20 protein-coding genes are annotated in these 25,347 nt (G+C 52.8%); 12 read left to right on the forward strand and 8 right to left on the reverse strand.

Annotated elements, in window-relative coordinates:
* Window positions 1–61: 61 nt before the first annotated feature.
* Complete coding sequence (locus GNT65_RS07790; protein ID WP_160794982.1) at window positions 62–895, reverse strand: CvfB family protein; 834 nt, start codon at window positions 893–895, stop codon at window positions 62–64.
* A 551-nt stretch (window positions 896–1,446) separates the two neighbouring features.
* On the opposite strand from GNT65_RS07790, the gene speA reads away from it, so the two are divergent.
* The 4 genes from speA to pdxH all read left to right on the forward strand — a co-directional run bounded on the left by speA (window position 1,447) and on the right by pdxH (window position 5,991).
* Window positions 1,447–3,360 (forward strand): biosynthetic arginine decarboxylase, encoded by a 1,914-nt coding sequence (speA, locus tag GNT65_RS07795; RefSeq protein ID WP_160794983.1) that lies wholly within the window; start codon window positions 1,447–1,449, stop codon window positions 3,358–3,360.
* 77 nt (window positions 3,361–3,437) lie between these two features.
* A complete protein-coding gene (locus GNT65_RS07800) occupies window positions 3,438–4,358 on the forward strand; it encodes an adenosylmethionine decarboxylase (RefSeq protein WP_160794984.1) in 921 nt (306 codons plus the stop codon).
* A gap of 26 nt (window positions 4,359–4,384) precedes the next feature.
* A complete protein-coding gene (speB, locus tag GNT65_RS07805) occupies window positions 4,385–5,308 on the forward strand; it encodes an agmatinase (protein ID WP_160794985.1) in 924 nt (307 codons plus the stop codon).
* 26 nt (window positions 5,309–5,334) lie between these two features.
* Entirely contained in the window at window positions 5,335–5,991 is a 657-nt protein-coding gene (gene pdxH / locus GNT65_RS07810) for a pyridoxamine 5'-phosphate oxidase (RefSeq protein ID WP_160794987.1), read from the forward strand.
* 73 nt (window positions 5,992–6,064) lie between these two features.
* Here the strand turns inward: pdxH and GNT65_RS07815 are convergent, their stop codons facing one another.
* Window positions 6,065–6,841: a hypothetical protein gene (locus GNT65_RS07815; RefSeq protein WP_160794989.1), complete on the reverse strand. Its 777-nt coding sequence runs from the start codon at window positions 6,839–6,841 to the stop codon at window positions 6,065–6,067.
* A gap of 239 nt (window positions 6,842–7,080) precedes the next feature.
* Here GNT65_RS07815 and cysB point away from each other — a divergent pair, with 239 nt between their 5' ends.
* Entirely contained in the window at window positions 7,081–8,055 is a 975-nt protein-coding gene (gene cysB / locus GNT65_RS07820; RefSeq protein WP_160794991.1) for an HTH-type transcriptional regulator CysB, read from the forward strand.
* Between the two features lie 99 nt (window positions 8,056–8,154).
* Here cysB and GNT65_RS07825 read toward each other — a convergent pair whose 3' ends face one another.
* A complete protein-coding gene (locus tag GNT65_RS07825) occupies window positions 8,155–9,531 on the reverse strand; it encodes an L-serine ammonia-lyase (protein ID WP_160794993.1) in 1,377 nt (458 codons plus the stop codon).
* A 358-nt stretch (window positions 9,532–9,889) separates the two neighbouring features.
* On the opposite strand from GNT65_RS07825, the gene nagZ reads away from it, so the two are divergent.
* From nagZ to GNT65_RS07840, 3 genes are all read left to right on the forward strand, one after another.
* Complete coding sequence (nagZ, locus tag GNT65_RS07830; RefSeq protein ID WP_160794995.1) at window positions 9,890–10,903, forward strand: beta-N-acetylhexosaminidase; 1,014 nt, start codon at window positions 9,890–9,892, stop codon at window positions 10,901–10,903.
* A gap of 75 nt (window positions 10,904–10,978) precedes the next feature.
* Window positions 10,979–11,521, forward strand: a complete 543-nt coding sequence (gene ycfP, locus GNT65_RS07835; protein WP_160794997.1) for an alpha/beta hydrolase YcfP — start codon at window positions 10,979–10,981, stop codon at window positions 11,519–11,521.
* Between the two features lie 407 nt (window positions 11,522–11,928).
* The gene (locus GNT65_RS07840) at window positions 11,929–12,198 is read left to right on the forward strand and encodes an acylphosphatase (protein WP_160794999.1); all 270 of its coding nucleotides are present in this window, start codon (window positions 11,929–11,931) and stop codon (window positions 12,196–12,198) included.
* Between the two features lie 205 nt (window positions 12,199–12,403).
* Here GNT65_RS07840 and GNT65_RS07845 read toward each other — a convergent pair whose 3' ends face one another.
* The 3 genes from GNT65_RS07845 to GNT65_RS07855 form a co-directional block, all read right to left on the reverse strand.
* Window positions 12,404–13,342 (reverse strand): peptidoglycan binding protein CsiV, encoded by a 939-nt coding sequence (locus GNT65_RS07845; RefSeq protein ID WP_160795001.1) that lies wholly within the window; start codon window positions 13,340–13,342, stop codon window positions 12,404–12,406.
* Window positions 13,335–16,817, reverse strand: coding sequence for a transcription-repair coupling factor (mfd, locus tag GNT65_RS07850; RefSeq protein WP_160795003.1), 3,483 nt, complete (start codon window positions 16,815–16,817; stop codon window positions 13,335–13,337). Before mfd ends, GNT65_RS07845 begins: the two co-directional genes overlap by 8 nt.
* A 75-nt stretch (window positions 16,818–16,892) precedes the next feature.
* Window positions 16,893–17,474 (reverse strand): hypothetical protein, encoded by a 582-nt coding sequence (locus GNT65_RS07855; protein ID WP_160795005.1) that lies wholly within the window; start codon window positions 17,472–17,474, stop codon window positions 16,893–16,895.
* A gap of 95 nt (window positions 17,475–17,569) precedes the next feature.
* On the opposite strand from GNT65_RS07855, the gene GNT65_RS07860 reads away from it, so the two are divergent.
* The 3 genes from GNT65_RS07860 to lolE are packed head-to-tail and all read left to right on the forward strand — an operon-like array spanning window position 17,570 to window position 20,757.
* Window positions 17,570–18,802, forward strand: coding sequence for a lipoprotein-releasing ABC transporter permease subunit (locus GNT65_RS07860; RefSeq protein WP_160795006.1), 1,233 nt, complete (start codon window positions 17,570–17,572; stop codon window positions 18,800–18,802).
* 3 nt (window positions 18,803–18,805) lie between these two features.
* The gene (gene lolD / locus GNT65_RS07865) at window positions 18,806–19,507 is read left to right on the forward strand and encodes a lipoprotein-releasing ABC transporter ATP-binding protein LolD (protein WP_160795008.1); all 702 of its coding nucleotides are present in this window, start codon (window positions 18,806–18,808) and stop codon (window positions 19,505–19,507) included.
* A complete protein-coding gene (gene lolE, locus GNT65_RS07870; RefSeq protein ID WP_160795010.1) occupies window positions 19,504–20,757 on the forward strand; it encodes a lipoprotein-releasing ABC transporter permease subunit LolE in 1,254 nt (417 codons plus the stop codon). The genes lolD and lolE overlap by 4 nt, the downstream gene beginning before the upstream one ends.
* A gap of 42 nt (window positions 20,758–20,799) precedes the next feature.
* Here lolE and GNT65_RS07875 read toward each other — a convergent pair whose 3' ends face one another.
* Window positions 20,800–22,155 carry a diguanylate cyclase domain-containing protein gene (locus tag GNT65_RS07875; protein WP_160795012.1) on the reverse strand — a complete coding sequence of 452 codons (1,356 nt, stop codon included), beginning with the start codon at window positions 22,153–22,155 and terminating at the stop codon, window positions 20,800–20,802.
* Between the two features lie 331 nt (window positions 22,156–22,486).
* The gene (locus GNT65_RS07880) at window positions 22,487–22,993 is read right to left on the reverse strand and encodes a DUF2062 domain-containing protein (protein ID WP_160795014.1); all 507 of its coding nucleotides are present in this window, start codon (window positions 22,991–22,993) and stop codon (window positions 22,487–22,489) included.
* A 43-nt stretch (window positions 22,994–23,036) separates the two neighbouring features.
* Here GNT65_RS07880 and GNT65_RS07885 point away from each other — a divergent pair, with 43 nt between their 5' ends.
* Window positions 23,037–25,313 (forward strand): DNA internalization-related competence protein ComEC/Rec2, encoded by a 2,277-nt coding sequence (locus GNT65_RS07885; protein WP_244952124.1) that lies wholly within the window; start codon window positions 23,037–23,039, stop codon window positions 25,311–25,313.
* Window positions 25,314–25,347 lie beyond the last annotated feature (34 nt).

Below are 25,347 nucleotides of genomic sequence, written 5' to 3' on the forward strand. Positions count from 1 at the left end.
TAACAGAGCCATGCTTTTATGCAAAGACAATCAGAGGCTTGGCGCTTTCGCTGCTTAACTTCTATTCAGTTAGGCGGATACCGTCTGCCTCGATGCTGATCTTCTGGCGCTTGTAGAGGCCGCCGATGCTCTTCTTGAAGGCCTTCTTGCTCATGGCGAGCTGGGCGTAGATCACCTCAGCATCCGTCTTGTCTGTGAGGGGCAGGAAGCCGCCGGCTTGGTTGAGTTTCATCAAGATGGCGGTGGCATGCTTGTCCAGCTCCTCTTTGGCGCCGCGCTGCAAAATCAGGTCTATCTTATCGTCACTCCTGATGCGCTTAATGAAGCCTTTGATACGCTGGCCAAATTTAAGGGGCTGATACACCTCATTTTTATAGAGCACCCCCCAGTGGGCATTATCGACGATGGCCTTGTAGCCAAGGTCTGTAGTGCCGGCGATGATGAGGCTGACTTCTTGGCCGTTGCGATAAGGTGGCGGCGTACGGTCGAGAAACTTGTCGATTTTCGATGAGGCCACGATACGATCGTCGGCGTTGCTGACATAGACATAAACCAGATAGGAGCGACCCACCTCGATCTCCCTGTGCTGCTCGCCGAAGGGCAACAACAGATCTTTATCCAGGCCCCAATCCAAGAAGGCGCCGTAAGGGCCGGTGGCGACCGCCTTTAAGTAGGCAAATTGCCCCACCTGCGCCTTGGGGCGCTTGGTGGTTGCGATCACCATATCTTCAGAGTCCAGATAGAGGAATACCTCGACGCTGTCGCCTACCTCGCACCCTTGGGGGGCAACCTTGTTAGGCAGTAATACCTGGCCGAATTCATGGGCATTTAAGTACACCCCAAAATCGACGCGTTTGACGATCTCTAAGGTGCAGCGCTTTCCTATCTCTATCATGTGGTTCTCTATGGATTATGGCTTAGATGTTAAATGTGGCGATTATAGTGGAAATCTTGCCAAGATGCTTTAGCCTAAGCAGTTAATTCCAACCGTAATGCCATTAATTTTGGCTAAGCGGCGGATGCCCACAATTGGGCGAGCATTGCTGGTGGGATTGAACCTTAGTTAAAGCCAGGATTAAAAGCTTGTTTATCGCGGGCCAGCTGACTGAATTTACTGTAAAAAACGCTGAACACCCGTAAGGGATAAAAGGCGGTCTGGCTGCGTACTGGCGTGCAAAAAACCTTGTAATAAATTAATGTGATAATGATACTTGCATTTAGCTAAATTCAGGGGTTTAATTGCGCGCCTTTTTTTACTTTAGACAAGTATAAATTGAGTTAACTAATTATGGCGGGGACTCGAAGGATAACTTCGATATCTGACACCCAAAAACGGTGTTGATGTTGCGGCTTATTTACCTGATAGGTGCGATAGTAAGTAACATTAATGTGTTGGTAGACAAAGCAGCTGCCGAATATGAATGTAAATAGACAGGTTGAGAGAATATGAGTAATTGGTCTATTAAAGATGCTTATGCTGGTTATAACGTTAATTATTGGAGCTCTGGGCTCTACGGCATAAGTGAGGCCGGTGAGGTGACGGTGTCCCCGGATCCTAATCATCCTGAGCACACGATAGGGTTAAATGAACTCGCTAAGGATATGGTGAAATCCGGCGTGGCCTTGCCTGTGTTGGTGCGCTTCCCGCAGATCCTGCATCACAGAGTCAACAGCCTGTGTAACGCCTTCAACCAGGCTATCACCCGCTATGATTATCAGTCAGACTATCTGCTTGTCTATCCCATCAAGGTGAACCAACAGCAAACTGTGGTCGAAGAGATCCTGGCGAGTCAGGTGTCTAAAGAGGTGCCGCAGCTGGGTCTAGAGGCCGGCAGTAAGCCTGAGCTGATGGCGGTACTCGCCATGGCGCAGAAAGCCAGCTCGGTGATCATCTGTAACGGCTACAAAGATGTGGAATATATTCGCCTGGCGCTGATCGGCGAGAAACTGGGCCATCAGGTCTATATCGTGCTCGAGAAGCTCTCCGAATTGAAAGTGGTTCTCGAAGAAGCCAAGAAGCTGGGTGTGACCCCGCGTCTGGGTCTGCGCGTGCGTCTGGCCTTCCAAGGCAAGGGCAAGTGGCAAGCCAGCGGCGGCGAGAAGTCTAAGTTTGGTCTGTCGGCGGCTCAGGTGCTCAACGTGATCAACTCACTGAAAGATCATGACATGCTCGATAGCCTACAGCTGCTGCATTTCCACCTGGGATCGCAAATCGCCAACATCCGTGATATCCGTAGCGGCGTGAGCGAGGCGGGCCGTTTCTACTGTGAACTACAGAAGATGGGCGCCAACGTTAAATGTTTCGACGTGGGTGGCGGTCTGGCGGTGGACTATGACGGTACCCGGAGCCAGAGCAGCAACTCGATGAACTATGGCCTGACCGAATACGCCAACAACATCGTCAGCGTGTTGAATGACATGTGCCGCGAGCACGATCAGCCTATGCCACGTCTCATCTCTGAGTCTGGTCGTTACCTGACGGCTCATCACGCCGTGTTGATCACCGACGTGATTGGCACAGAGGCCTATAAGCCAGAAGATTTGCAAGCGCCGAATGATGAGGCGCCGCAGCAGCTGAAGAACATGTGGGATTCATGGGGGGAGGTGAGTGGCCGCGCGGATCAAAGGGCGCTTATCGAGATCTACCATGATGTACAGAGCGATCTGGCCGAAGTGCATTCGCTGTTTGCCCTTGGACAGATGAGCCTGGCCGACAGAGCCTGGGCGGAGCAGATGAACCTGCGTGTCTGTTACGAGCTTAAAGGGGTCATGAGCGGTAAGTATCGTTTCCACCGCCCGGTGATCGATGAGCTTAACGAGAAACTGGCCGACAAGTTCTTCGTAAATTTCTCGCTGTTCCAGTCGCTGCCCGATGCCTGGGGTATCGATCAGGTGTTCCCTGTGATGCCGCTAAGTGGCTTGGATAAGGAACCTGAGCGCCGCGCCGTGATGCTGGACATCACCTGTGACTCAGACGGCACTGTGGATCAGTATGTAGATGGCCAGGGTATCGAAACAACCCTGCCTGTACCGGCATGGAGCGCTGAGAGCCCTTATCTTATCGGTTTCTTCCTGGTGGGGGCCTATCAGGAGATCCTCGGGGATATGCATAACCTGTTTGGCGATACCAACTCTGCCGTGGTGCGATTGGACGATGATGGCCTGGTGAATATCGAGTCGGTACTGGCCGGTGATACGGTTGCCGATGTACTGCGTTACGTTAACCTGGACGCCGTCTCCTTTATGCGTACCTATGAGGAGCTGGTGAACCTGCACATTAAGGAAGATGAGCGCGCTAACATCCTCGAAGAGCTGCAGGTTGGATTGAAAGGCTACACCTATCTGGAAGATTTCTCCTGATTGGCAAGTTAGCCAGTATTGCCTGGGATCTCGGCTAGGGCTTGCCGGGATCCTGTTAGACGATGGGGAGGGAGTCGATGTATTTTGAAGGGGCAGAGAAGCGTTTATCGCTGACGCTAGAGTCGGCTTGTCCGTCGCTTAGGGCGTTAGGCGATGCCTATTGGCGCCGCGCCCTGGCAAAGAGCAATACAGAGATCCTCTCCAAGTTGAGCAGTGAGCAGTGCGATGCCTATCTGCTCAGCGAATCCAGCCTGTTTATCTGGCACGATAGCCTGGTGTTGATCACCTGTGGTAACACCCGACTCATAGAGACGGTAGTGAACTTGGTTGAGTCTTTGGGTCCCAAGCAGATACTGAGCTTAAGCTATCAGCGCAAGAGCGAGATCTTAGCCTCCTTGCAGAGCAGTCGTTTCGAAGAAGATCTTGCCCGCCTAAGAGAGCTGCTGAGCGGTGATGCTTATCGAATGGGTCACTTAGATGGCCATTATCATCAGCTGTTCTTGTCAGGGCAGGTGGGACAGCTCAAGCCTACTCAGGTGATGCAGATGTACCATATCCGCGGCGACTTGGCCGATTATCTGCGTAGCGACAGGCAATCGACAGAGGGGATCGCCAGTCGGCTCAATTTAACTCAGTTATTGTCGGGCTTTCACCTAGATACGCATCTGTTCTCGCCACTGGGTTATTCGCTTAACGCCCTTAGGGGGCAAGACTATTTCACCCTGCATATCACTCCCCAAGAGATGAGCTCCTATGTGAGCCTGGAGACGAATCTGTCGCTCGGCGACGGTCTTAGGGCTATAGTCGTTGAGTTGTTAAATCGCTTGAACCCGGTAAGCTGGGATATCGCAGGATTTGATGCCGAGGCGCCAGCATATTGCGCCGAGCAGTATAGCCTGCAGGCTCGCGGCGAACTTGCCTTGGCAGATGGCCAAGGCCTATATATAAAACACTATAAACAGCGCGATTGTGAGCAGTTGTTGCCTGTTGCGTTGTGATCTTTACTTCTTGATTTGGAGCATGTATGACCACTATTGCAGATAAGCCTGATTACTCGCTTTACTCTAATGCATTTGGTTATTTAAGACAGCCACTGGACTTTAAACCACTCGAGAGTGACGCCGATGTAGTGGTACTGGGTTTACCCTTCGATATGGCTACGACGGGCCGCTCGGGTGGTCGTATGGGCCCTGGCGCCATACGTCAGGCATCGGTAAACCTGGCCTGGGAAGAGTGCCGTTGGCCTTGGGACTTTAAGTTGTCCGATCACCTTAAAATGGTCGATGCGGGCGACTTGGTGTACGACTGCGGTGATGCGGCCGATTTTACCCAGCGTGTGGAAGACTTTGCGACGGCGATTCTCGATTCTGGTAAGGCGCTACTCAGCTTTGGTGGCGATCACTTCGTAACCCTGCCGCTACTACGAGCCCACTATAAGAAGCATGGCAAGATGGCGCTGCTGCATTTCGATGCGCACACAGACACCTATAGCCAGGGCAGCAAGTATGATCACGGCACCATGTTTTTCCACGCGCCAAACGAAGGGATCATAGATGCATCTCATTCAGTGCAGGTGGGGATCCGCACCGAGTATGACAAGCCAAGTCACCTGTTCAAGGTGATCGATGCGGCCGCTGCCAACGAGCTAAGCGCTGATGAGATTATTGCCCAGATTAAAGACCGTGTCGGCGACATGCCTTTGTACGTTACCTTCGACATCGATTGTCTGGATCCAGCCTTTGCGCCGGGCACGGGAACGCCTGTGTGCGGCGGCCTCACCAGCGACAAGGCGATGAAGATCATTCGAGGTCTGCGCGGTATGAATGTAGTCGGCATGGATGTGGTAGAGGTGGCGCCAGCCTATGATAGCGCCGAGATCACTGCGCTGGCCGGGGCGACCTTAGGTCTGGAGATGCTACACGTTTGGGCCTGCGCCCATAAGACGTAAACGAAAGGGACAGGGTAAGGAAGCAGATGTCGAACTTAAGTGATATTAGACGAGAATACACCCTGGGGGGGCTGCACCGTGAGGAGCTGCCCGACAACCCAATGGTGCTATTTGAAAAGTGGATTGAACAGATCCGTGATGCAGAGGTCCTGCCGGATCCGACAGCCATGTCGGTGGCAACCGTCGACGCTGATGGCCAGCCGTTTCAGCGCATAGTGCTGCTTAAACGCTTCGATGACGAGGGCTTTGTGTTTTTCACTAACCTGGCCAGTCGTAAGGCGGAGCAGATAGCGCAAAACAACAAGGTGAGTCTGCTGTTTCCCTGGCACGCCCTGGAGCGTCAAGTGGCGGTGACAGGTGTGGCGGAGCAGCTCTCGACGACTGAGGTATTAAAGTACTTCGTGACGCGACCCAAAGAGAGTCAGATCGCCGCCTGGGTGTCTAAGCAATCGAGCAAGATCTCCGCCCGTCAGGCGCTGGAGAGCAAGTTTGCCGAGATGAAGGCCAAGTTCAGCCAGGGGGAGGTGCCTTTGCCTAAGTTTTGGGGCGGTTACCGAGTGCGTCCCAGCAGCATAGAGTTTTGGCAGGGGGGCGAATATCGCCTGCATGATCGCTTCCTCTATACCCGTCAAGACTCTAGCAGTACAGAAAGTGGCTGGAGTATCGACCGTCTGGCGCCATAGGCGTCGCGAGCAAGGCAACCTTGCATATAAAAAAACCACCGCATTGCGGTGGTTTTTTGTTCTAAGAGGGGGGTTACCATTTCTTCTTCGGCTGGAACAGTACGTCGATATCGTCCTCTTCACTTTTCTGCTGCGGTGCATTAGGCTGCGCCTGCTTCTGCGCGCCCATGATCTCATCGAGCAGTAACTTGGCTTCATCTACCTTCTTGGTGATAAAAGGATCGTTAGGGGTTAATGCCTTTATGGTGTGAAGGGTGGCTAATGCCTTTGTCACCATCTGCTTAGAGGAACCATATTGCTTCATGAAACAGGCGGTGCGGGCGCGCGATAGCATGGAATCTACATTTATTCTGAGCTGCAGGCTGTCAACACGGGCCTCTTCCTGGGCAAAGGTATTGGGATCGACTTTGCCTTTGTTGTGCTCGGCGCGCAAGATGGCCTTGAGCTTCTTTAGTACCTTAACTAGATCTAGGATCTGCTTGTCGGTATCGGGCAGGCGAAAACTCTCGATGGCAGGATTTTGTTTCTGGGCGTTTTGCAGGTTTTCTATCTGTCCAGTAAGATCTGTGAGTCGGCGCTGATAATCGGCAGACTGGGGACCACCTAAGGTGACAGATTGGCTTAAGGCTTCTTGCACTCTTTTGTAAAGGATCAATACCAGGTTGGTCGAACAGGGAAACATCCCAGTGCAAGAGAGCACGTTCTCGGTTTCGTCGATGATGGCTCTTTGTCTGGCTAACTCTGTTCTTCGCTCGGCCTCGGCTCGTTCTTTTTGTTGTTGGATGACATTGATGCCAATAACCAGTAGCAGCAATGCGCCTATGAGGATCAGAACCAAAGTAAATATCATAGATCTACCAATTTTTATGCAATTCCATTAATGCTACTATAAATCAACACGCTAGCATAGTTATCTTAGACCAGCTTTATCTTTATGTCGTGTGATTCATCTCACCTCTATGCTATATTCCCCTTTGATTTAATTTTTCGCCTGTACTATAACTAATTCTTATACTAACTCTTATGATTAGGGTAGCGAAATTAGGCCTCGGGGCTCGCTAAGAGACCGACCTTTGCAAAGGAAAGATGATGAAGCTGCAACAACTCAGATACATTGCCGAAGTGGTGAATCACAATCTAAACGTGTCGGCGACGGCTGAGAACCTATATACCTCTCAGCCAGGGATCAGTAAACAGGTGCGTATGCTTGAAGATGAGTTGGGTATTCAGATCTTTGGCCGTAGCGGTAAGCATCTGACCCATGTGACGCCAGCCGGTCAGCAGGTGATCAACATCGCCAATGATATCTTGGGCAAGGTAGAGAGCATCAAGAAGGTAGCCGAGGAGTATACTAAGCCGGATCAGGGTGAATTGAATATTGCCACGACCGATACTCAGGCGAGGTATGCCTTACCGGGAATTATCCGCGCCTTTATCGAGCGCTACCCTAAGGTGAATCTGCATATGCATCAGGGCACGCCCTCGCAGATCAGTGAGCTGGCAGCGAGGGGGGATGCAGACTTTGCCATCGCCACCGAGGGGATGCACCTCTATAACGATCTCATCATGTTACCTTGCTATCACTGGAATCGCTCCATCGTGGTGACCAAAGATCACCCGCTGGCCTCGCGCACTCAGATAAGCATCGAAGACTTAGGTCGTTTCCCCTTGGTGACCTATGTGTTTGGATTCGATAGAGAGTCTGAAATTGAGAAGCCCTTTAATCGTGCCGGCATCGACCCTAGAGTGGTGTTTACCGCGACCAGTGCCGATGTGCTCAAGACCTATGTCAGGCTAGGTTTAGGAGTTGGGGTGATCGCCTCCATGGCAGTCGACCCTGTGATAGACAAAGACCTAGTCGCCATAGATGCCAGCCATCTGTTTGCTCACAGCACCACTAAGATTGGCTTTAGAAAGGGTAACTTCCTGCGCAATTATATGTATGAGTTTATTGAGCATTTTGCGCCGCATCTGACCAAAGATATTGTCGAGAAGGCGGTGGCGCTCAGGGATCCTCAGTTGATCGAGAACCTGTTCGCGGATGTGGAGCTGCCGATCCGTTAAGGCTAGCGTTTAGGCTTAGCTTAGATTTCAAATAAGCCGGTGTTTATCCATAAAAAAACTCGCCCCAGGGCGAGTTTTTTATTCTTTATATAAAGGCGATTAACATTCGACTATGTTCACCGCCAATCCACCCTTGGCGGTTTCCTTGTATTTGCTGCGCATATCTTTGCCGGTATCCATCATGGTCTTGATCACCTTATCCAGCGAGACCTTATGGTTGCCATCGCCGCGCATCGCCAAGCGTGAGGCGTTGATCGCCTTGACCGCGCCCATGGCATTACGCTCGATACAAGGCACCTGCACCAGACCGCCTACAGGGTCGCAGGTCAGTCCCAGGTTATGTTCCATGCCGATCTCGGCGGCATTCTCCACATGTTCAACCGTGCCGCCCATGATCTCGGTGAGCGCGGCGGCGGCCATAGAGCAGGCCACACCGACTTCGCCCTGACATCCCACTTCGGCACCTGAGATGGAGGCATTCTTCTTGTAGAGAATGCCGATGGCGGCTGCAGTCAATAGGTACTGACAACAGATATCCAGATCTACCTTTTGGACGAAGGTGTCGTAGTAGCATAGCACGGCTGGGATGATGCCAGCGGCGCCGTTGGTCGGCGCAGTCACCACGCGATCGCCGGCGGCGTTCTGTTCATTAACGGCCAATGCAAACAGATCGACCCAATCCATGGCTGTAAGCGGGTCGACCACTGTCTTGCTCTCGGCCTTGAGGCGACGATAGAGGGCCGGGGCGCGGCGTCTGAGTTTCAGGCCGCCGGGGAGTATGCCTTCCTTCTGATAGCCACGTTCGACGCAAGTCTTCATAGTCTGCCAGATGGTCCACAGGCGCTCTTTCACCTCTTGCTCGCTGGCGATAGACAGCTCGTTTTCCATCATCAGCGCGGAGATGCTTAGGCCGTTGTCGACACACATGTCCAGTAACTCGGCGGCGCTATTAAAGTCATAGGGCGCGGCTTCGATTGGGGAGGCGGGCGAGGCATCTTGCGCCTGGATCTCATCTTCATCTAAGATGAAGCCGCCACCGACCGAATAGTAGGTACGCTGGTAGATGCAGTTACCCTTAGCATAGGCATAGAGGGTCATGGCGTTGGCGTGAGCTGGCAGACTCTTGCGCCTGTGGTAGGTGATGCCATCTTCGCGGCTGAAACGAACCACCTTGTTGTTCGGCATGGTTAAGCTTTGCGTATCGTGTACCTTTGCCAGGGTGGCATCGATCTTATCGGTATCAACGGTTTCAGGGGCTTCGCCCATCAGGCCTAATATCACGGCCTTACCCGTGCCGTGGCCCTTACCGGTTTGGCCGAGAGAGCCAAATAGCTCAGATCTCAGCTCATCTGTTTCTGCTAGATGACCATGTTTTTCTAAATCTTGAATGAAGACATTACCCGCTTTCATCGGGCCGACGGTATGGGAACTTGAGGGCCCGATACCAATTTTAAACATGTCAAAAACGCTAATCATTATAAAACCCTGTTGTAATCATTATTTTCGTTATTCAATCTCTGTGATTTTAGGCCAATTTAATTATTCATGCCCGAAGGGGCGTTAACACCGCCCCATTGTGCTACCCTTGCGAGCACATTAAGATTGTCAATTATTAAGTATCCCATACTTTAGTCGCAGCTTTCGCATTAGTTTTTTTCAAGATTGGGTTTCGCATTAGGCATACTATTGCTAATCTAGAAGGGCCGCGGGAAGCTGTCTGCGACATTGAAGTTTTATCGATTTTATACAAAAGCTTATGGCATTTTTATTTTCACGGTAGTTGTTTTTAGTTGGCGTACTTTAAGCTGAACTAACAGTTTTTCTAGGGGGAGTTGTGAGCTATTTAATGATGGATTTGTTATCCACTGAGATGAATGCGCAGGAACAAGTGCAGTTGATGCATCCCATGGTCGGCGGGCTGATATTGTTTTCCCGCAACTATCAAGATCGCCATCAACTTTGCACCTTGGTGGCCTCGGTGCGTGCCCTGAGACCCGATCTGCTCATCGCCGTGGATCATGAAGGCGGCCGGGTACAAAGATTTATCGAGGGCTTTAGTAAGATCCCTGCCATGGGGGACATATTGCCAGCGGCTAAGCATGATCTCCAGTTAGCCAAGTGTTGGGCGACCGAGCTAGGTTTTCTCATGGCCGTTGAATTGCTGAGCTGTGATATCGATTTAAGTTTTGCCCCTGTATTGGATCTGAATGGCATCAGTCAGGTGATTGGTACCCGGGCCTTTAGCGATAAGCCTGATGAGGTGATAGCCCTGGCTGGTGCCTTCATTCAAGGGATGCAGGATGCGGGAATGGCCGCAGTGGGTAAGCATTTCCCAGGCCATGGTAGTGTGGCGGCTGACTCCCATATTGCCAAGCCCTTGGATGAGCGCAGCGAAGCTGAGATCCGCGCCCTGGATATGGTGCCGTTTCAACACCTCATGGGGGCAAAACAGTTGCAGGGAGTGATGCCGGCCCACGTGATCTATCCTAAGGTCGATCCTAATCCGGCGGGCTTCTCTTCCTATTGGCTCAAGCAGGTGCTGCGTGAAGAGCTCAAGTTCGATGGCGTGATCTTCTCTGACGATCTCGGCATGAAAGGCGCAGGCGTAGTGGGTGGCTATTCAGCGCGAGCGAGGGCGGCTATCGAAGCGGGCTGTGACATGATCTTGTTGTGTAACGACAGTCAGGGTGTCAGCGAGCTACTAACCTCGTTCCAGTGGCCAGAGCAAGGTCCACAGGTGCCTGCGCGTAAATTACTTGCCAATGGGGCTCAGGCGGCCAAGGCGCTAGAGGATGAATCACGTTATCTGGCGGCAAGAAGGATAGCAGAGCAGATCTGTATGGGCTAAATTTGATGTAGCGCAACAACAGCCAATGATGAGTTAGCTAAAGTTAATATTCACTTACAGTTAGCAGGTAACAGGATGATCCTCTATTTCCACGGTTTTGACGCCACCAGTCCAGGTAATCACGAAAAAATGCGCCAGCTGCAGTTTGTCGATCCCGACGTGCGTCTGGTGAGCTACAGCACGCTCCACCCCAAGTATGATATGCAGTATCTGCTTAATGAGGTGAGCCGTCAGTTAACTCAGAGTGATGATCCCGCGCCCTTGGCGATAGGCGTCGGCCTAGGGGGATACTGGGCCGAGCGGATAGGCTTTCTCAATGGGCTTAAAACCGTGTTGATTAACCCTAACCTGCATCCGGAAGATAATATGCTGGGTAAGATAGACAGGCCCGAAGAGTATGCCGATATCGCCAGCAAGTGTGTCAGCCAGTTTAGAGAGAAGCACAAGGGCCGTGGTATTTGTATCTTGTCCCGCCAGGATGAGGTGCATGATAACCAAGCTGTGGCCAACACCTTAGCGCCTTTTTACCCCATCGTCTGGGATGAGGAGCAGCATCATAAATTTCCGTCGTTGGCGGCGCATCTTGCCGAGATCAAGGCCTTTAAAGAACGCCAGTAAACAGAATTAACCAAGATGAGGAGCCGGTAGGCTCCTTTTTTATGCGTGTGATTCGAAGGTTTTCGATGACACTAGGGCTTAGTCAATCGCCTAACCGACTTCACAGTGCAGGGGGTTATGGTGACTGAGTGATAAAAAATGGTTGAATATCCTGAATTTAGGTCAAAGATGAGCGTATGTGGTTAAAACTTTTTGTTATGCAAATCTAGCATAGCTTATCCATTTTATGATACAAAGTGATACATATTGCTACATGATGGTCTTAAAGACCTTTTCCCAGTTTGCGTATGTCGCCCGATGCAGCTAACCACTTTATTAGTTAGCTGTTTTTTTTGTCTATTTTTTGCCCATCCCCCGAGTTTAGGTTATCTTCAAAGGGTTAGATCGATAAGAACAAAGAGGCGCAGATGAAGCGGGTATTATTGACAATATCGGGAAAGGTTCAGGGCGTGTGTTTCAGGCGGTACAGTCAGCTTAAGGCTAATGAGTTGGGGCTGACGGGGTATGCAAAAAACCTGGAAGATGGCAGGGTGCTGATTTTATTGCAGGGAGGCAGTCTAGCTGTCGATCGTTTCATCGCATGGAGTGAGCAGGGATCGCCTCAGTCTGAGGTGGACAATGTGCTGGTGGAAGAAGATGAGGCTGATGAGATCTACCTGGATTTTTCCATCTATTGAGGTGAGCGAGCCTCTTTGAGCTAAGCACTCGGCTGGTGTTCCTATAGGGGGGGCGCCTGTTTAACACCCTATTCAAACCTATGCTTAAAGCTACCCCTACGCCTGTAGTGAACAGGTGTCTTTGCCTGCTGCAATAGCGTCTGATAATCTACCGATGGAGGAAGGCGAGGCAGATGAGCTCTACCTCGATTTCTCGTCTAATTGTCTAGCCTTGGGTCGTTTCGTCAGGCTGACTCTGGGGGGAGTGAAATTCTTCCGGCTGCTCCATCTTTCTGATCTGCAAAATCATGCCCATGTTCGGGTGGTCGAAATAATGAATTTCGTCGCTTCTTACCCGCTTATTCTGTGTCATATAGATGTTGTGCAGATAAGGGGTCTGAGTCATTTCATTTTCACCAGCAACTTGAGGCTGCGCCTTGCTGCCTTCTCTATGTAGGGTCAACGCGGTTTCCACATAGAGGTAATGATTCAGGTAGATGTTGAGGGTACCCTCCAGCGCCCAGATAGGAGTCACCTGTTTTTCATCGAAATTCAGATCAAAGTTAAACTCAGGGATCACGCTAGTTTCATTTTGGGGCGCTGCATTTACCGCGTAACCATCCTCATTGAAGCGATCTGAATAGTCTTCACCGGCGTAGAGACGCACAGGTTTTGCCTGATGACGGGGCAGCATAGATTGTTGCCAGGTCATGTGCAGCAGACTCTTGTGTCCGGCTTCGCGTTTCAGGGTGTTGATCATGGCGCCAAACTGCGACTGAGAATCGGCCAGTAATACTGTGCCCGCGCCCAGGGTGGCATACTTTGGCTCTGGGGCGCCAATGGTTGTCGGTATCTGGCTAGGATGAGTCACCTGTGCCTGTTGCAGTTGCTTGTCGCACTCTGCAGGGGTCTCCAGCCATTGCTGGGCATTGCAGCCTTCCAGTCCCAGGCTGGCTCCTGTGATGTCTGTAGCGAATAGCGGCGAGATCATGTCTATTGGTTGACGCGAATGGCGATTGCCGGGAAGCGTCAAGGTCTCTTCCAACTGACTTCCCTGACGCTCAAACAGGTAAACTTCCACCTCAAACCAGCGCTCTGTATCTGCCCAGGCGGCGCCGGATAGTGAGGCAAGGGTGGTCACCAATAAAAGACTCTTTTTAAACACGCGGTTCTCCAAGGCGATGTTGCATGAGTTGAGAGATGATCAGGGATAACAGGGCTAACCTATCCTTGTCTGTCTCTGTCGGCATCAGGAATTTTAACTTACTTGGGCCGTCCATACGATAATTTTGTGGCTGACTCTGTAATAGTCCGATGATAAAGCCAGGATCTACACAGTGATCGTTGTTAAATTCTAAGCTGCCGCCCTTGGCATGCATCTCTATCTTGGCGATGCCGAGTGCGGTTGCCTGATGTTTAAACAGCGACACCTCCATCAGGTTCTTTGTCGCTTGAGGCAAGAGGCCGAAGCGGTCGATCAACTCGACCTTTAACTCGTCCAGCGCCTGGGCTGTGGCGCAGTTGGCGATACGCTTATAGAGTGACAGGCGGATGTTGACATCGCCCACATAGTCTTCCGGTAGCAGGGCTGGGATCCTAAGATCAATCTCGCACTGTCCCTTGAGCATCTGATCCAGCGAAGGCTCCTTGCCCTCCTTGAGGGATTTCACCGCGTCTTCCAGCATCTCCATGTAGAGGGTAAAACCTATCTTGGAGATATGACCGCTCTGCTCATCGCCCAGGAGTTCACCGGCGCCGCGGATCTCGAGATCTTGAGTCGCCAGCATGAAGCCTGCGCCGAGATCTTCCAGCATGCCAATGGCTTCCAGCCGTTTGATGGCGTCCTTGGTCATGCGTTTGGGATGGGGGGTCATCAGATAGGCATAGGCCTGGTGGTGGGAGCGTCCTACACGTCCCCTGAGTTGGTGCAGTTGCGCCAGGCCGAAGTTATCGGCTCTCTCTATGATGATGGTGTTGGCACTGGGCACGTCGATGCCCGTCTCTATGATGGTGGTACACACCAACACATTGTATTTCTGGTGATAGAAGTCAGACATCACCTTTTCCAGGTCGCGTTCGCGCATCTGACCATGGGCGGTGATCACGCGTACCTCGGGCAGTAGCGCCTCAATCTCACGGGCGCGCTTCTCTATGGTCTCTACGCTGTTGTGGAGAAAATAGACCTGGCCGCCCCTTAAGATCTCACGCAGCAGGGCCTCGCGCACCGTGGCATCATCATATTCGCGTACGAAGGTCTTCACCGCCAGGCGCTTGGCCGGTGGCGTGGCTATGATGGAGAGGTCGCGCATGCCTGACATCGCCATGTTGAGCGTACGCGGGATAGGGGTCGCCGTTAGGGTAAGGATATCGATATTGGCGCGCAGCGCCTTGATCTTCTCCTTCTGACGCACGCCGAACCTGTGCTCCTCGTCGATGATAAGTAGGCCTAAGTTTTCAAACTTGGCCTCAGACTGCAGCAGCTTATGGGTACCGATAACGATATCCACCTGGCCAAGCTCCAGCTGCTTGAGTACCGCCTGTTGCTCCTTAGCGGTCTTAAAGCGCGACATCACCTCTATCTTGATCGGCCAGTCGGCAAACCTGTCTTTGAAATTTTCATAGTGCTGCTGAGCCAGCAGCGTAGTGGGCACCAAGATGGCCACCTGTTTGCCGTCGTTGACCGCTACGAAGGCGGCGCGCATGGCCACTTCAGTCTTACCGAAGCCGACGTCGCCACACACCAGGCGATCCATAGAGATGGGGCTACACATGTCGGTGAGTACGGCGTCGATGGCGGTTTCCTGATCCACCGTCTCTTCGAAGGGGAAGCTGCCGGCAAACTGGGCATACTCTTCACGATCTAATCGGCAGGCCTCGCCGGGGCGAGCCTGGCGGCGGGCATAGACATCCAGCAGTTCGGCGGCCACGTCGCGGATCTTCTCGATCGCTTTACGTTTGGCCTTGGTCCAGCTCTCGTTGCCCAGCTTGTTGAGCTGTGGGTCCTCATCGGCGCCGATACTGTATTGACTGATGAGGTTGAGAGAGGCGACGGGCACATAGAGCTTATCGCCGCCGGCGTATTCCAGTTTCAGGTACTCGGCGACCAGCCCGCCCGTGTCCAGGGTTTCCAGCCCCTGGTAGAGGGCGACGCCGTGGTCCAAATGCACTATGGGTTGACCCACCTTGAGCTCGGCAAGGTCCTTGATGAGCACATCCTGGCTCACCTGGCGCTGTTTATCGCGTCGGCGTTGCTGGGCGATGCGTTGACCAAACAGCTCGGTTTCACACACCAACGCCCAGCTTGGGCCCTTCTTTGGGTGATAGATGGCACCTTGAGACAGCGGCGCGACGATCAAGCCAAAGAGTTGAGGCTTCTGGCTGAAGCTCTCCAGATGATCAAGCAGCGCAGGTTTAATCTCTATCTTGGCCAGCAGCTCCAGCAGCGCCTCGCGTCGGCCTTCCGATTCGACGCAGAACAAAATAGGTGTACCTGTGTCGGCAAATTCTTTGAGGCTGATCAGGGGCTGCTTCAGCTTATGGTTGGCGGCGATGTCGGGTAAGGCCTCAAGCTGCGCCTCAATGCTGGTGCCAGTGGTCTCATTACCCTTGATCAGGAAACGTGGCAACTGTTTAAAGGCCTCGAAGATCTGCTCGGTCAGCAGGTAGAGATCCTTTGGGGGCAGCAGTGGCCTTAGGGGATCGACCCGGCGGTTCTCATAGCGCTGGTTGATCTCTTGTAGGTGATGCTTGGCCGCATCCTCGAGAGCGCCCATCTGCACCAGTTGACACTCGCCGGGCAGGTAGTCGAACAGACTCGCCGTTTCATCGAAGAAGAGGGGCAGGTAGCTTTCAATCCCGGCGGGCATCACCTTGCGGCTCACCATCTGATAGATGGACTCTGGCTCCTTGACCACTACCTCAAACTGACGGCGGTAACGCTGGCGAAACCCTTCGATGGCGGCGTCATTGGTCGGGAACTCCTTGGCCGGCAGCAAGCGAATCGATTCTATCTCGCCGCTGGAGCGTTGGGTCTCCGGGTCAAATTCGCGGATCGACTCGACCTCATCGTCGAACAGCTCGATGCGATAGGGGCTCTGGGCGCCCATGGGGAAGAGGTCGATAATAGAGCCGCGCACGGCAAACTCGCCATGCTCATAAACCTGTTCTACGTGATGATAGCCTGTGTTGACCAGCTGACTGCGCACCGCCTCTAAGGGATAGTTGTCGCCCTTGCTGAGCAGTAAGACGTTGCCGGTTGAGAATGATTGCGGCGGCAACTTCACCATCAGGGTGCTCATGGGCACGATCACCAAACTATGACCGGCGCTTGGGATCCGCGATAGGGTCTCTAGCCTTTGGGACACCAGATCCTGATGGGGCGAGAAGCTGTCGTAGGGCAAGGTCTCCCTATCGGGGAACAGCATGACGGGGATTGATTTTGGCGCTAACAGATAGCCTAGCTCCGCCTCTAACCTGAGCGCGCTGGGCGTGTCAGGTGTCACCACTAAGGTCAGGCCGCTATACTGCTCGCACAGTTTCGCCAGGCTGATCGCCTGGGCGGCACCTGTTACTTGGCTCAGGGTTTGGGGCGACTTAACCCCTTTGACTTTAGGTGGTGTGAGGATGGAAAAAGCATTCATGAAAACAGACTAAGGCCAACAATCGACAATGATGCGGCCATTGTAGAGACTTAGCCCCGTCAGTGCCAGTGAAAACTAACTCGGGTTTTGTTGCTGCTTTTTACGTTGTTGTAATTGTTTTTGTTGAATATTCAGACTGGCTTTGACCAGTTGCTCCACATCCTCATCGAGAATTTGAGTAAAGCTGAGTTCGCAGTCAAATCCACCCTCAGAGGCTTCATCTTCACAGCGGGTGCACTCACCTATGCAGAGGATGGCGATAAGCGCCTCCCTGATATGCAGTGTGATGCGATAGGGCTCGCCGGGCACAAGCTTTGTAGGGCTTAAGAGATGTATGCCGCTGCCGCCAAAATGCAGGCCGCTGCAGCGCTCACCCTCGTGGGGCTGCTGCTCGAGCACATGTTGCAGCACCAGATCTATCTTGCGCGACTGCAGCTTGAGGTAATCCACCACGGTGCGCGCCTCATCATCAAGATGCCTTAGCTGTAGCAGGCAGTCGGCTTCCATCGCCTTGACCTCGCTGATGAGTTGCATGCCGAGGGGCAGCATGGCTCTGAGTTCATGGTCGTTGGGCAGCGGTTGCTCCTTAGGCCAGGGCGATAGGTAAGCGGCGAACCCATGCGCGACGCTAAAATAGGAGTTTGTTTGGCTGTTCAACGGATTGCCTCTTGTTTTTAGGGGGCTATTCCCCCTATTATCGTGCCCATCTTAATGATTTATCAAGGCTCTGACGCAAAGAGACCCTGCCAAACATGAATTTAGCGTTATCTTGGACCATAGGTTATCGGTACTGGCGAGCACGTAAGGCCAATCCATTTGCCTCATTTATTACCCTGTTTGCCGTGTCGGGGATCTTGCTCGGGGTAGCGGCCCTGATCATCGTCAGTTCTGTGATGAATGGTCTGGAGGGACAGCTCAAGCAGCGCATTCTCGGCGCAGTGCCGCAGCTGACGGTGCATAGCGAGCAGCACCTTGGCAACTGGCAAGATGTCGCCAACGACTTAATCGATGGTAAACAGATCTTGGCCATGAGCCCGAGCGTGGCCACCCAAGCCATGTTACAGGCGCCGAGCAGCATCAGCGCGGTGCAGATTTATGGTATCTATCCCGAGCTTGAAAAAGACAACCTGGCGCGTCTGAACCGTCACTTCAACGGCTCCCTCGATAGCCTCGAGGCGGGCAAATACCGCATCGTCATAGGCGCCGAGTTGGCGCGCCGCCTGGATGTGAAGCCCGGCGATAAGATACGTGTACTCAGTGGTGATGGTGTAGTCTATTCGCCGCTGGGGCCTGTGCCGAGCCAGCGTAAGTTTACCGTGGCAGGTGTGTTCGAGATGGGCTCACAGGTGGATGCGAGCCTGGCTTACGTGCATCACGAAGATGCACTGCGTCTGATGCGCAAGTCTCCCAAAGAGATCAAGTCGCTGCGCCTCTATCTGGGCGATCCCTTCACGGCGAGCAAGCTGACCCCTAAGGTCAAAGCCGCGTTTGAGGCGTCAGGTGATAAGGTGACCACCAGTGATTGGCGCGATAGCTATGGTCACCTCTTCTCTGCGGTAAAGATGGAGAAGAACATGATGTCGCTGATGCTGAGTCTTATCATCGCCGTGGCCGCATTTAACATCGTCTCTGCCTTGGTGATGATGGTGGTGGATAAGACCACAGACGTTGCCGTGCTCAAGACCCAAGGTTTGACCACGGGGAGCATCATGGGGATCTTCATGATCCAGGGCTCACTCAATGCCGTCTTAGGCCTGGTGGGCGGACTGGTTATCGGCGTGCTGGCCACCTTGAACATTAATACACTTTTCTCGGCGCTCGGCATTAATGTACTCGGGGCGGGCCAACGTTTGCCGGTGCAACTCGAGTGGGGCCAGTTGTCCCTGATAGTCGTTGGCACTCTAGCAATCACATTTCTAGCGACAGTTTATCCCGCGCTAAGGGCGGCTAGCGTGCAACCAGCCACAGCTTTAAGGTATGAATAATCTATGACCCAACAGGAAAAATCTTTGTTACTTCAAGTCAGTAACGTCAGTAAACGCTACCATGAGGGAAGCATAGATACTCAGGTGCTGAGCGGTGTTGATCTCAGTATCGCCAAGGGCGAGCAGGTGGCTATTGTTGGCAGTTCGGGCTCGGGTAAGAGTACCTTGCTGCACATCATGGGCACGCTGGATAAACCCAGCAGTGGTCAGGTGATGTTCGACGGTGAAGATCTCTATCAGCTTTCACCCTCGCGTCAGGCGGCGATTCGCAATCAGGAGCTGGGATTTATCTATCAGTTCCATCATCTGCTACCCGAGTTTACCGCACTTGAAAATGTGGCCATGCCAGGGCTTATTCAGAAACGTCCGCGTCAGGAAGTCGAGCAGGAAGCGAAAGAGCTGCTCAGCCGTGTCGGCCTTAGTCACAGGCTGCACCATACCCCGGCTGAAATGTCTGGTGGCGAGCGTCAACGCACCGCCATAGCCAGGGCGCTGATTAATCGCCCTAAGCTGGTGTTGGCCGACGAACCTACCGGTAACCTGGACGCCGCCAGCGGCGATACCGTGTATGAGCTTATCCGAGAGCTGGGTAGCCAGCTGGGTACGGCCTTTGTGGTGGTCACCCATGATCCTAAGCTGGCTGCGCGCATGGATAGGCAGCTGAAGATGCAAGATGGGCTGTTAAGCGCCTGGGAGATGGCATGAGAGAGAGACTCGCCTTCTGGGTAGGCTGGCGCTTCTACATGGCGCGTCAGTCCAATCGTTTCATCAGCTTCATCTCCTTTGCCTCCACGGCGGGCATCGCCCTGGGGGTCGCCGTGTTGATCACTGTGCTGTCGGCCATGAACGGCTTCGAGAAGGAGCTTGAGCAGCGCCTGCTGGGGATAGTGCCCCATGGCGAGCTGACCGGGGTGAATGAGCCGCTACATGACTGGCCGCAGATAGCCGAGGATGCCAAGAAGATCCCAGGCATTGTCGCCAGCGCACCCTTTGTGCGAATTCAGGGCCTGATCCAGAAGCCCGGCGGTTTTCAGGGGCTGACGGTTATCGGCATCACGCCAGCGCTAGAAGCTAAGGTTTCAACCATAGATGATTTCATGCCGGATACGGCCTGGCAGGCACTGGCGAGCAAGGAAAACAGTATCGTTTTGGGTAAGGGGCTGGCCGATACGCTGGGACTGTCGCTTGGTAGCACCCTGAGCCTCTACACGCCCAATCTTACCAGTCAGTCTACGGGACGAGGCCTCGGCTCGGCCAAGAGTCATCAGTTTAAGGTGGCGGGGATCTTCGAGCTTGGCGGCGAGCTGGACTTGACCACAGCCTATATCTCGCTGGATTACGGCGCCGAGCTGTTGGGACTGGGGGATGGGGTGAGTGGGATCCGCATCAAGGTGGACGATGTCTTTGCCGCGCCGCAGCTGATCCGCACCTTGGGTTATAGCCAGTCGCAATATATGTACCTCTCAGATTGGACCCGCACCCAAGGCCATAACTATCAGGACATTCAGCTGGTACGCGCCGTAATGTACCTGGTGCTCGCGCTGGTGATCGCCGTGGCCTGTTTCAATATCGTTTCGACATTAGTGATGGCGGTGCGCGACAAACAGTCGGAGATCGCCATCTTGCTGACCATGGGGATGGCCAAGTCGACCATCATGGGGATCTTCGTGGTGCAAGGCGCCTTAAATGGCCTCTTGGGATGTCTGATTGGTGCGGTGCTGGGGAGCACCCTTGCGCTGAACCTAAGCGCCATCGCCAGTGGCATAGAGCAGCTGTTTGGCGTGCAGCTCTTGTCGGCCGATGTCTATTTCATCGACTTCTTACCCTCACAACTACATCTTGTGGATGTGGCTCTGGTGGTGTCTCTGGCCCTGGTGATGAGCCTTTTGGCCACCCTATATCCCGCCTGGAAGGCGAGTCGTATTCATCCCGCACAGGCCCTGGCCGGGCGTTAAGGTTAGGTCGTAAATTAAGATGAGTCTTTAGCGACTTTCCCGTTAGCGACTTTCCCGGTAGGCGCGTTTTTGTTGATACATCCGCTTGTCGGCATCTGAGAGCAACTCTTTGATGTCGGCATTCTGACCATCATAGATTGCGTAGCCTATGCTGAGCGAGGGGATCAGTCGATGGGACTGCCAGCTGAATGGTTGGGACTCTATCGACTGACTAATGTGCGCCATGATGGTCTCGATCTCCTGCCTGTCGGTGAGCTCATAGAGTAAGATCAGAAATTCGTCGCCACCAAATCGGGCAACCGAACCTTTAATGCCGACCTCGGTCACCAGACGATTAGCGATATGTTTTAGCAGCTCGTCTCCCGCCTCATGACCCAGCTCGTCGTTAACCCTCTTAAAGTCGTTCAGATCTATGTTGAGCAAGGTAAAGGTAGGGCGATGATTCTTGTTTATCAGCCTATCTAGTTCGTTAATGATGAAGCGCCGATTGGGCAGGTGAGTCAGCTCATCGTGCAGTGCGGCCTTGTGGGTGTGCTGATAGTTCCTAAACAGGAGTAGCATCAGCATATACAGGGTAAAGGCCGCGACCGTGCCCGTACTGACGATGATCAGACGTAGGTGAGTGATGCGATCCAGGTTTTCGATATGAAACTTGGCGGCCATATTCCAGGTCGCACTGGGTAGCTTGATGGGGTAGATCACATCTGCGTCGTCAAACAGGCTAGGATCGCCATAGAAAACCTGTTCGGGTTCCTTGGTGTCGAGCTGTTTCCTGATGGCAATATTTCCTCCTGGAAACTGGGTGATCCCCGTGTCATCTAGCAACTGGTTATAGTTCATTACCACACTTACGCTGCCCCAATACTGAGTATTTTTCGGATAGTCTTTGAAGATAGGGTAGCGGGCGATAAGGCCTAACCCGCCCTGGACCAGGTTTACAGGACCGGCAATAAACACGGATTGCTGTTCTTTTGCCTGCAGCACAGTCTTTAGCTGGTTTGGCTGAGTGCGAAAGTCAAAGCCCAGCGCCGCCTCGTTGCCTTTCAGGGGATAGACTAAGGAAATAATATTGTTCGGCGCGATGGCGACGTTGCGCACGTATTGCGCCTTGCCTAATAACTTGGCGGCGATCACATGCCAGTTTTTCATGGCAAATTCGGGATCTATGGTCACTACGGTAGCCAGGCTATCGGCCAGATAGGTGTCTTTGTAGATGGTCGCCTCAAAGTTAAAGCGGATAAGTGCCAGGTTTTTGCGCAGGTTTTCCTCTTCTTGCTGAATCACGTTGTCGACAAAATATTTTGTCATGGCGCTGATGGAGAGTGCGGCCAGGATCAGATAGCAGCAGGAGAGCAGGGCGAAGATCGTGATATGTTTTCTATTTGAATTAAAGTGCATGGCCTTCCTGCATTTTTGTGATTCTTCTAACGAGCGACGTCATCTAGGCATGTGATTCAGATAGATACAAAGTGTTACCTGTGTAATGAGTCTGTGCATTCTATCTTAAGTTTATTTCAGATGCTAAGGGACATTTGCAGTAGCTCATGCTGTAGATAGAGACAATTGTGGTGTGATCATCGAAAAGTCGGTGATGATTTAGTCGTTGCAAGCCATGATCTATCAGGGGCTGGATTTACCCTCTATCTCATTGGCTCAGGCTTGACTAGATTCTGTCGCTATTACTGTCGGGTATTTATCTGCAGGCAAGTGCGGTAGCGGTTGATGGCCGTTACCTGGTACGATTTTTCCACTTAAATAGGATCGAATATTTCCACAGATTGTGGACGACAAAGTAACCCATGGCGGAAAAGATGATCCCAAACACCAGACAGCCGAGCAAGAAGGGTGGGCCTATGGTGAAGAGAGAAGCCTCGATCCATTGCCAACTGGCTTCGAAGACAAAATTTTGGGGAGGATGACCGAGCAGTTTGGCGCCAAAGAGGTAGGCGGCGTAGAACATAAAGGGCATGGTGACAGGGTTGGTGACCCAGACTAAGGCGACGGCGACAGGCAAGTTACAGTTAAACAGGATAGCCAGCGCCGCGGCTAATACCATCTGAAATGGCATGGGGATCCAGGCGACAAACAGGCCGACCGCGAAGGCGAGGGGAGCGGAGCGTCGATTCAGGGCCCAGAGGTTTGGCTTGTGAAGCAGCTTACCGAACATCTGCAGATGCTTATGATTCTGCAGCGTCTCGGGCTTGGGCATATATCGTTGAATGAATTTTTTTGGCATAGCTTAGTGTTGCAGTCTTAAATTATTCATTATGAATCGATTCATGTTTGGCTATTGTGCCACGCTCATCTCTGCACTGCTCTGGCCTGTCTTGCCAGCCATTTCCCTTGCATGTGCCGTCTTAGTGATTGCCGTCATCATGCTGAAATGGTCGAAACTATTGGCCGGTAGCCTCTTGGCTATAGCTTGGATGAGTCTATTTTGCCACCAACTTTTGGTTTTTACGCCTGATAAATCGAGCGAGCTGCCATCAGTAAGGGGCGAAATCATATCACTAGTTTATCGAAACGGCGACTGGATAAATGCCGATATTCGTATTTTAACGGGGCATCCCCCTCATTTTCCTGATAAATATTTGCGCCTGCGTTGGCAAAGCGAACAAAAAGTCGCCATCGGTGAGGTGTGGCAATTCACCCTTGCCCCTAAGCCCATTACCAGTGTGTTAAATCAAGGGGGATTTAATCAGCAGGCCTATCAACTCTCGAAGCACATCATAGGCAAGGGCAGGGTCATTGCGGCCAGGCGCCTGTCGCCGCCTCTGGGAATGCGGGCAAAACTGCTTACACAGTTGCGCCAGGCTGTTGCAACGCTTCCTAATGGCGACCTGATGCTGGCGTTGATGCTAGGAGATAAGCAGCTGATAAGCGATAGCCATTGGCAAGGGCTGAGGCAAAGCGGCACAGGTCATCTGGTGACCATCTCAGGGCTGCATCTGTCGGTGCTGGCGCTTTGGGTGATGGGGTTGGGGGGCCTTCTGTTAGGACGGCTGACTCCTCGTATGGGACTCGGCAACCGTCAGGCCATCGCATTGGTGGCCTTGCTTTGCTGTGGGATCTATGCCTTTCTTGCCGGACTTGGGCTGCCGACCCAAAGGGCGCTCATCATGTTGGTGATGGTGATTCTGCTTGGTCTCATTCGGCGCTACGCATCGCCCTTCGAGCGGCTATTGTGGGCCTTGTTTATCGTCTTGCTGCTGGATCCTTTAAGTATTCTCGGCGCCGGACTCTGGCTCTCCTTTGGCGCGCTGGCCATTATTCTCTGGTTCACTCAAGCTCTACCCGCACCAGAGGAGGGACTAACACCCTTGCAGAGGCTGAAATGGCGCCTCGGGCAGATGTGGCAGATCCAGTGGCGCTTGAGTTTATCGCTAGGTTTGTTGCAGGGCCTCTTGTTTGGTGGCTTTGCGCCTTACGCCCTGATTTTTAACCTGATCTTTGTGCCTTGGTTTAGTATTGTGGTGATCCCCTTAAGTTTCATGGCGCTGATGATCTGGACAATCAGCATTTATCTCGGCGTGCCCATTAGCCTGCCACTCTATTTATTAGATCTTGCCATTTCTCCTATGACTCTCGCTTTCGATTGGCTAGGGGAGCTGCCACTTCACTGGCTGCCCGCATCGATGCAGCTTGTCTCAGCATTAGTGTTTGCCCTGCTTGGCATTATTCTTTGGCGACTCGCCTCGGGTGCCTGGCGCTGGATGATCCCCGTGTTGCTCATGCCCCTGTGTCTTTGGTTTTTACCACAGAGATTAATGGATCCTCACCGCTGGCAGGTTCATCTGCTTGATGTCGGACAAGGGCTGAGTTTGGTGGTCGAGAAACAGGGGCGGGCACTAATCTATGACACTGGCGCTGCCTTTGGTGAGCACTTTAGTTACGCAGAGAGAGTCATAGTGCCCTTCTTGCATTATCGCGGAATAGGCGAGCTGGACTACCTGGTGCTCAGCCATGGGGATAACGACCATTCCGGCGGCGCAGATTATTTGTTAAGTCAGTACCCTAAGTTGAATTTGGTGACAGATCTCAGCTTTCCCGGCGCCATCGACTGTCGCCCTAAGAAAATGCGTTGGCAGGGATTAAGTGTCGATCTGCTTGGGCCGCTGGTGGCCGGGGCTGGCAACAATGGCTCCTGTATTGTACGGATCAGCGATGGAGAGCAAAGCGTGCTGATCCCCGGAGATATCGAGAGCGAGGGTGAGCGGTTACTGTTAGCGCAGGCATCAAAGGAGGTGCAAAGCACAGTCCTGATCGCCGCACACCATGGCAGTAACACCTCTTCGAGTCGTGCCTTTATTCAGGTTAATCAGCCAGACATCGTGCTCTACGCGGCCGGATTTAATAATCGCTACGGCTTTCCCAAGGCCGAGGTGGTGCGGCGCTTCAATGAGACAGAGGCGCGCCAATACAGCACGGGAGACAACGGCCAGCTGAGTTTGACACTCGATCGGGACGGAGTAACCGTGGCGGGTTATCGTACCGACTTGGCGCCTTTTTGGTACAATCAACGCTTTGAATTTGGTGAGTTTGGCAATCCAGAGTAGAATACGTTTTTTTGCACCTACGATAGAATCCTGA

This window comes from Shewanella insulae, assembly GCF_009831655.1.
Taxonomy (GTDB): Bacteria; Pseudomonadota; Gammaproteobacteria; order Enterobacterales; family Shewanellaceae; genus Shewanella; species Shewanella insulae.

Excerpts from the sequence above, each read along its gene's own strand:
- pdxH (WP_160794987.1), top strand. The coding sequence starts at position 5,335 with ATGTCGAACTTAAGTGATATTAGACGAGAATACACCCTGGGGGGGCTG.
- speA (WP_160794983.1), top strand. The coding sequence starts at position 1,447 with ATGAGTAATTGGTCTATTAAAGATGCTTATGCTGGTTATAACGTTAAT.
- GNT65_RS07790 (WP_160794982.1), bottom strand. The coding sequence starts at position 895 with ATGATAGAGATAGGAAAGCGCTGCACCTTAGAGATCGTCAAACGCGTC.
- GNT65_RS07815 (WP_160794989.1), bottom strand. The coding sequence starts at position 6,841 with ATGATATTTACTTTGGTTCTGATCCTCATAGGCGCATTGCTGCTACTG.
- ycfP (WP_160794997.1), top strand. The coding sequence starts at position 10,979 with ATGATCCTCTATTTCCACGGTTTTGACGCCACCAGTCCAGGTAATCAC.
- GNT65_RS07840 (WP_160794999.1), top strand. The coding sequence starts at position 11,929 with ATGAAGCGGGTATTATTGACAATATCGGGAAAGGTTCAGGGCGTGTGT.
- GNT65_RS07875 (WP_160795012.1), bottom strand. The coding sequence starts at position 22,155 with ATGCACTTTAATTCAAATAGAAAACATATCACGATCTTCGCCCTGCTC.
- GNT65_RS07885 (WP_244952124.1), top strand. The coding sequence starts at position 23,037 with ATGTTTGGCTATTGTGCCACGCTCATCTCTGCACTGCTCTGGCCTGTC.
- GNT65_RS07825 (WP_160794993.1), bottom strand. The coding sequence starts at position 9,531 with ATGATTAGCGTTTTTGACATGTTTAAAATTGGTATCGGGCCCTCAAGT.
- GNT65_RS07800 (WP_160794984.1), top strand. The coding sequence starts at position 3,438 with ATGTATTTTGAAGGGGCAGAGAAGCGTTTATCGCTGACGCTAGAGTCG.
- lolE (WP_160795010.1), top strand. The coding sequence starts at position 19,504 with ATGAGAGAGAGACTCGCCTTCTGGGTAGGCTGGCGCTTCTACATGGCG.
- lolD (WP_160795008.1), top strand. The coding sequence starts at position 18,806 with ATGACCCAACAGGAAAAATCTTTGTTACTTCAAGTCAGTAACGTCAGT.
- cysB (WP_160794991.1), top strand. The coding sequence starts at position 7,081 with ATGAAGCTGCAACAACTCAGATACATTGCCGAAGTGGTGAATCACAAT.
- speB (WP_160794985.1), top strand. The coding sequence starts at position 4,385 with ATGACCACTATTGCAGATAAGCCTGATTACTCGCTTTACTCTAATGCA.
- GNT65_RS07860 (WP_160795006.1), top strand. The coding sequence starts at position 17,570 with ATGAATTTAGCGTTATCTTGGACCATAGGTTATCGGTACTGGCGAGCA.
- mfd (WP_160795003.1), bottom strand. The coding sequence starts at position 16,817 with ATGAATGCTTTTTCCATCCTCACACCACCTAAAGTCAAAGGGGTTAAG.
- GNT65_RS07880 (WP_160795014.1), bottom strand. The coding sequence starts at position 22,993 with ATGCCAAAAAAATTCATTCAACGATATATGCCCAAGCCCGAGACGCTG.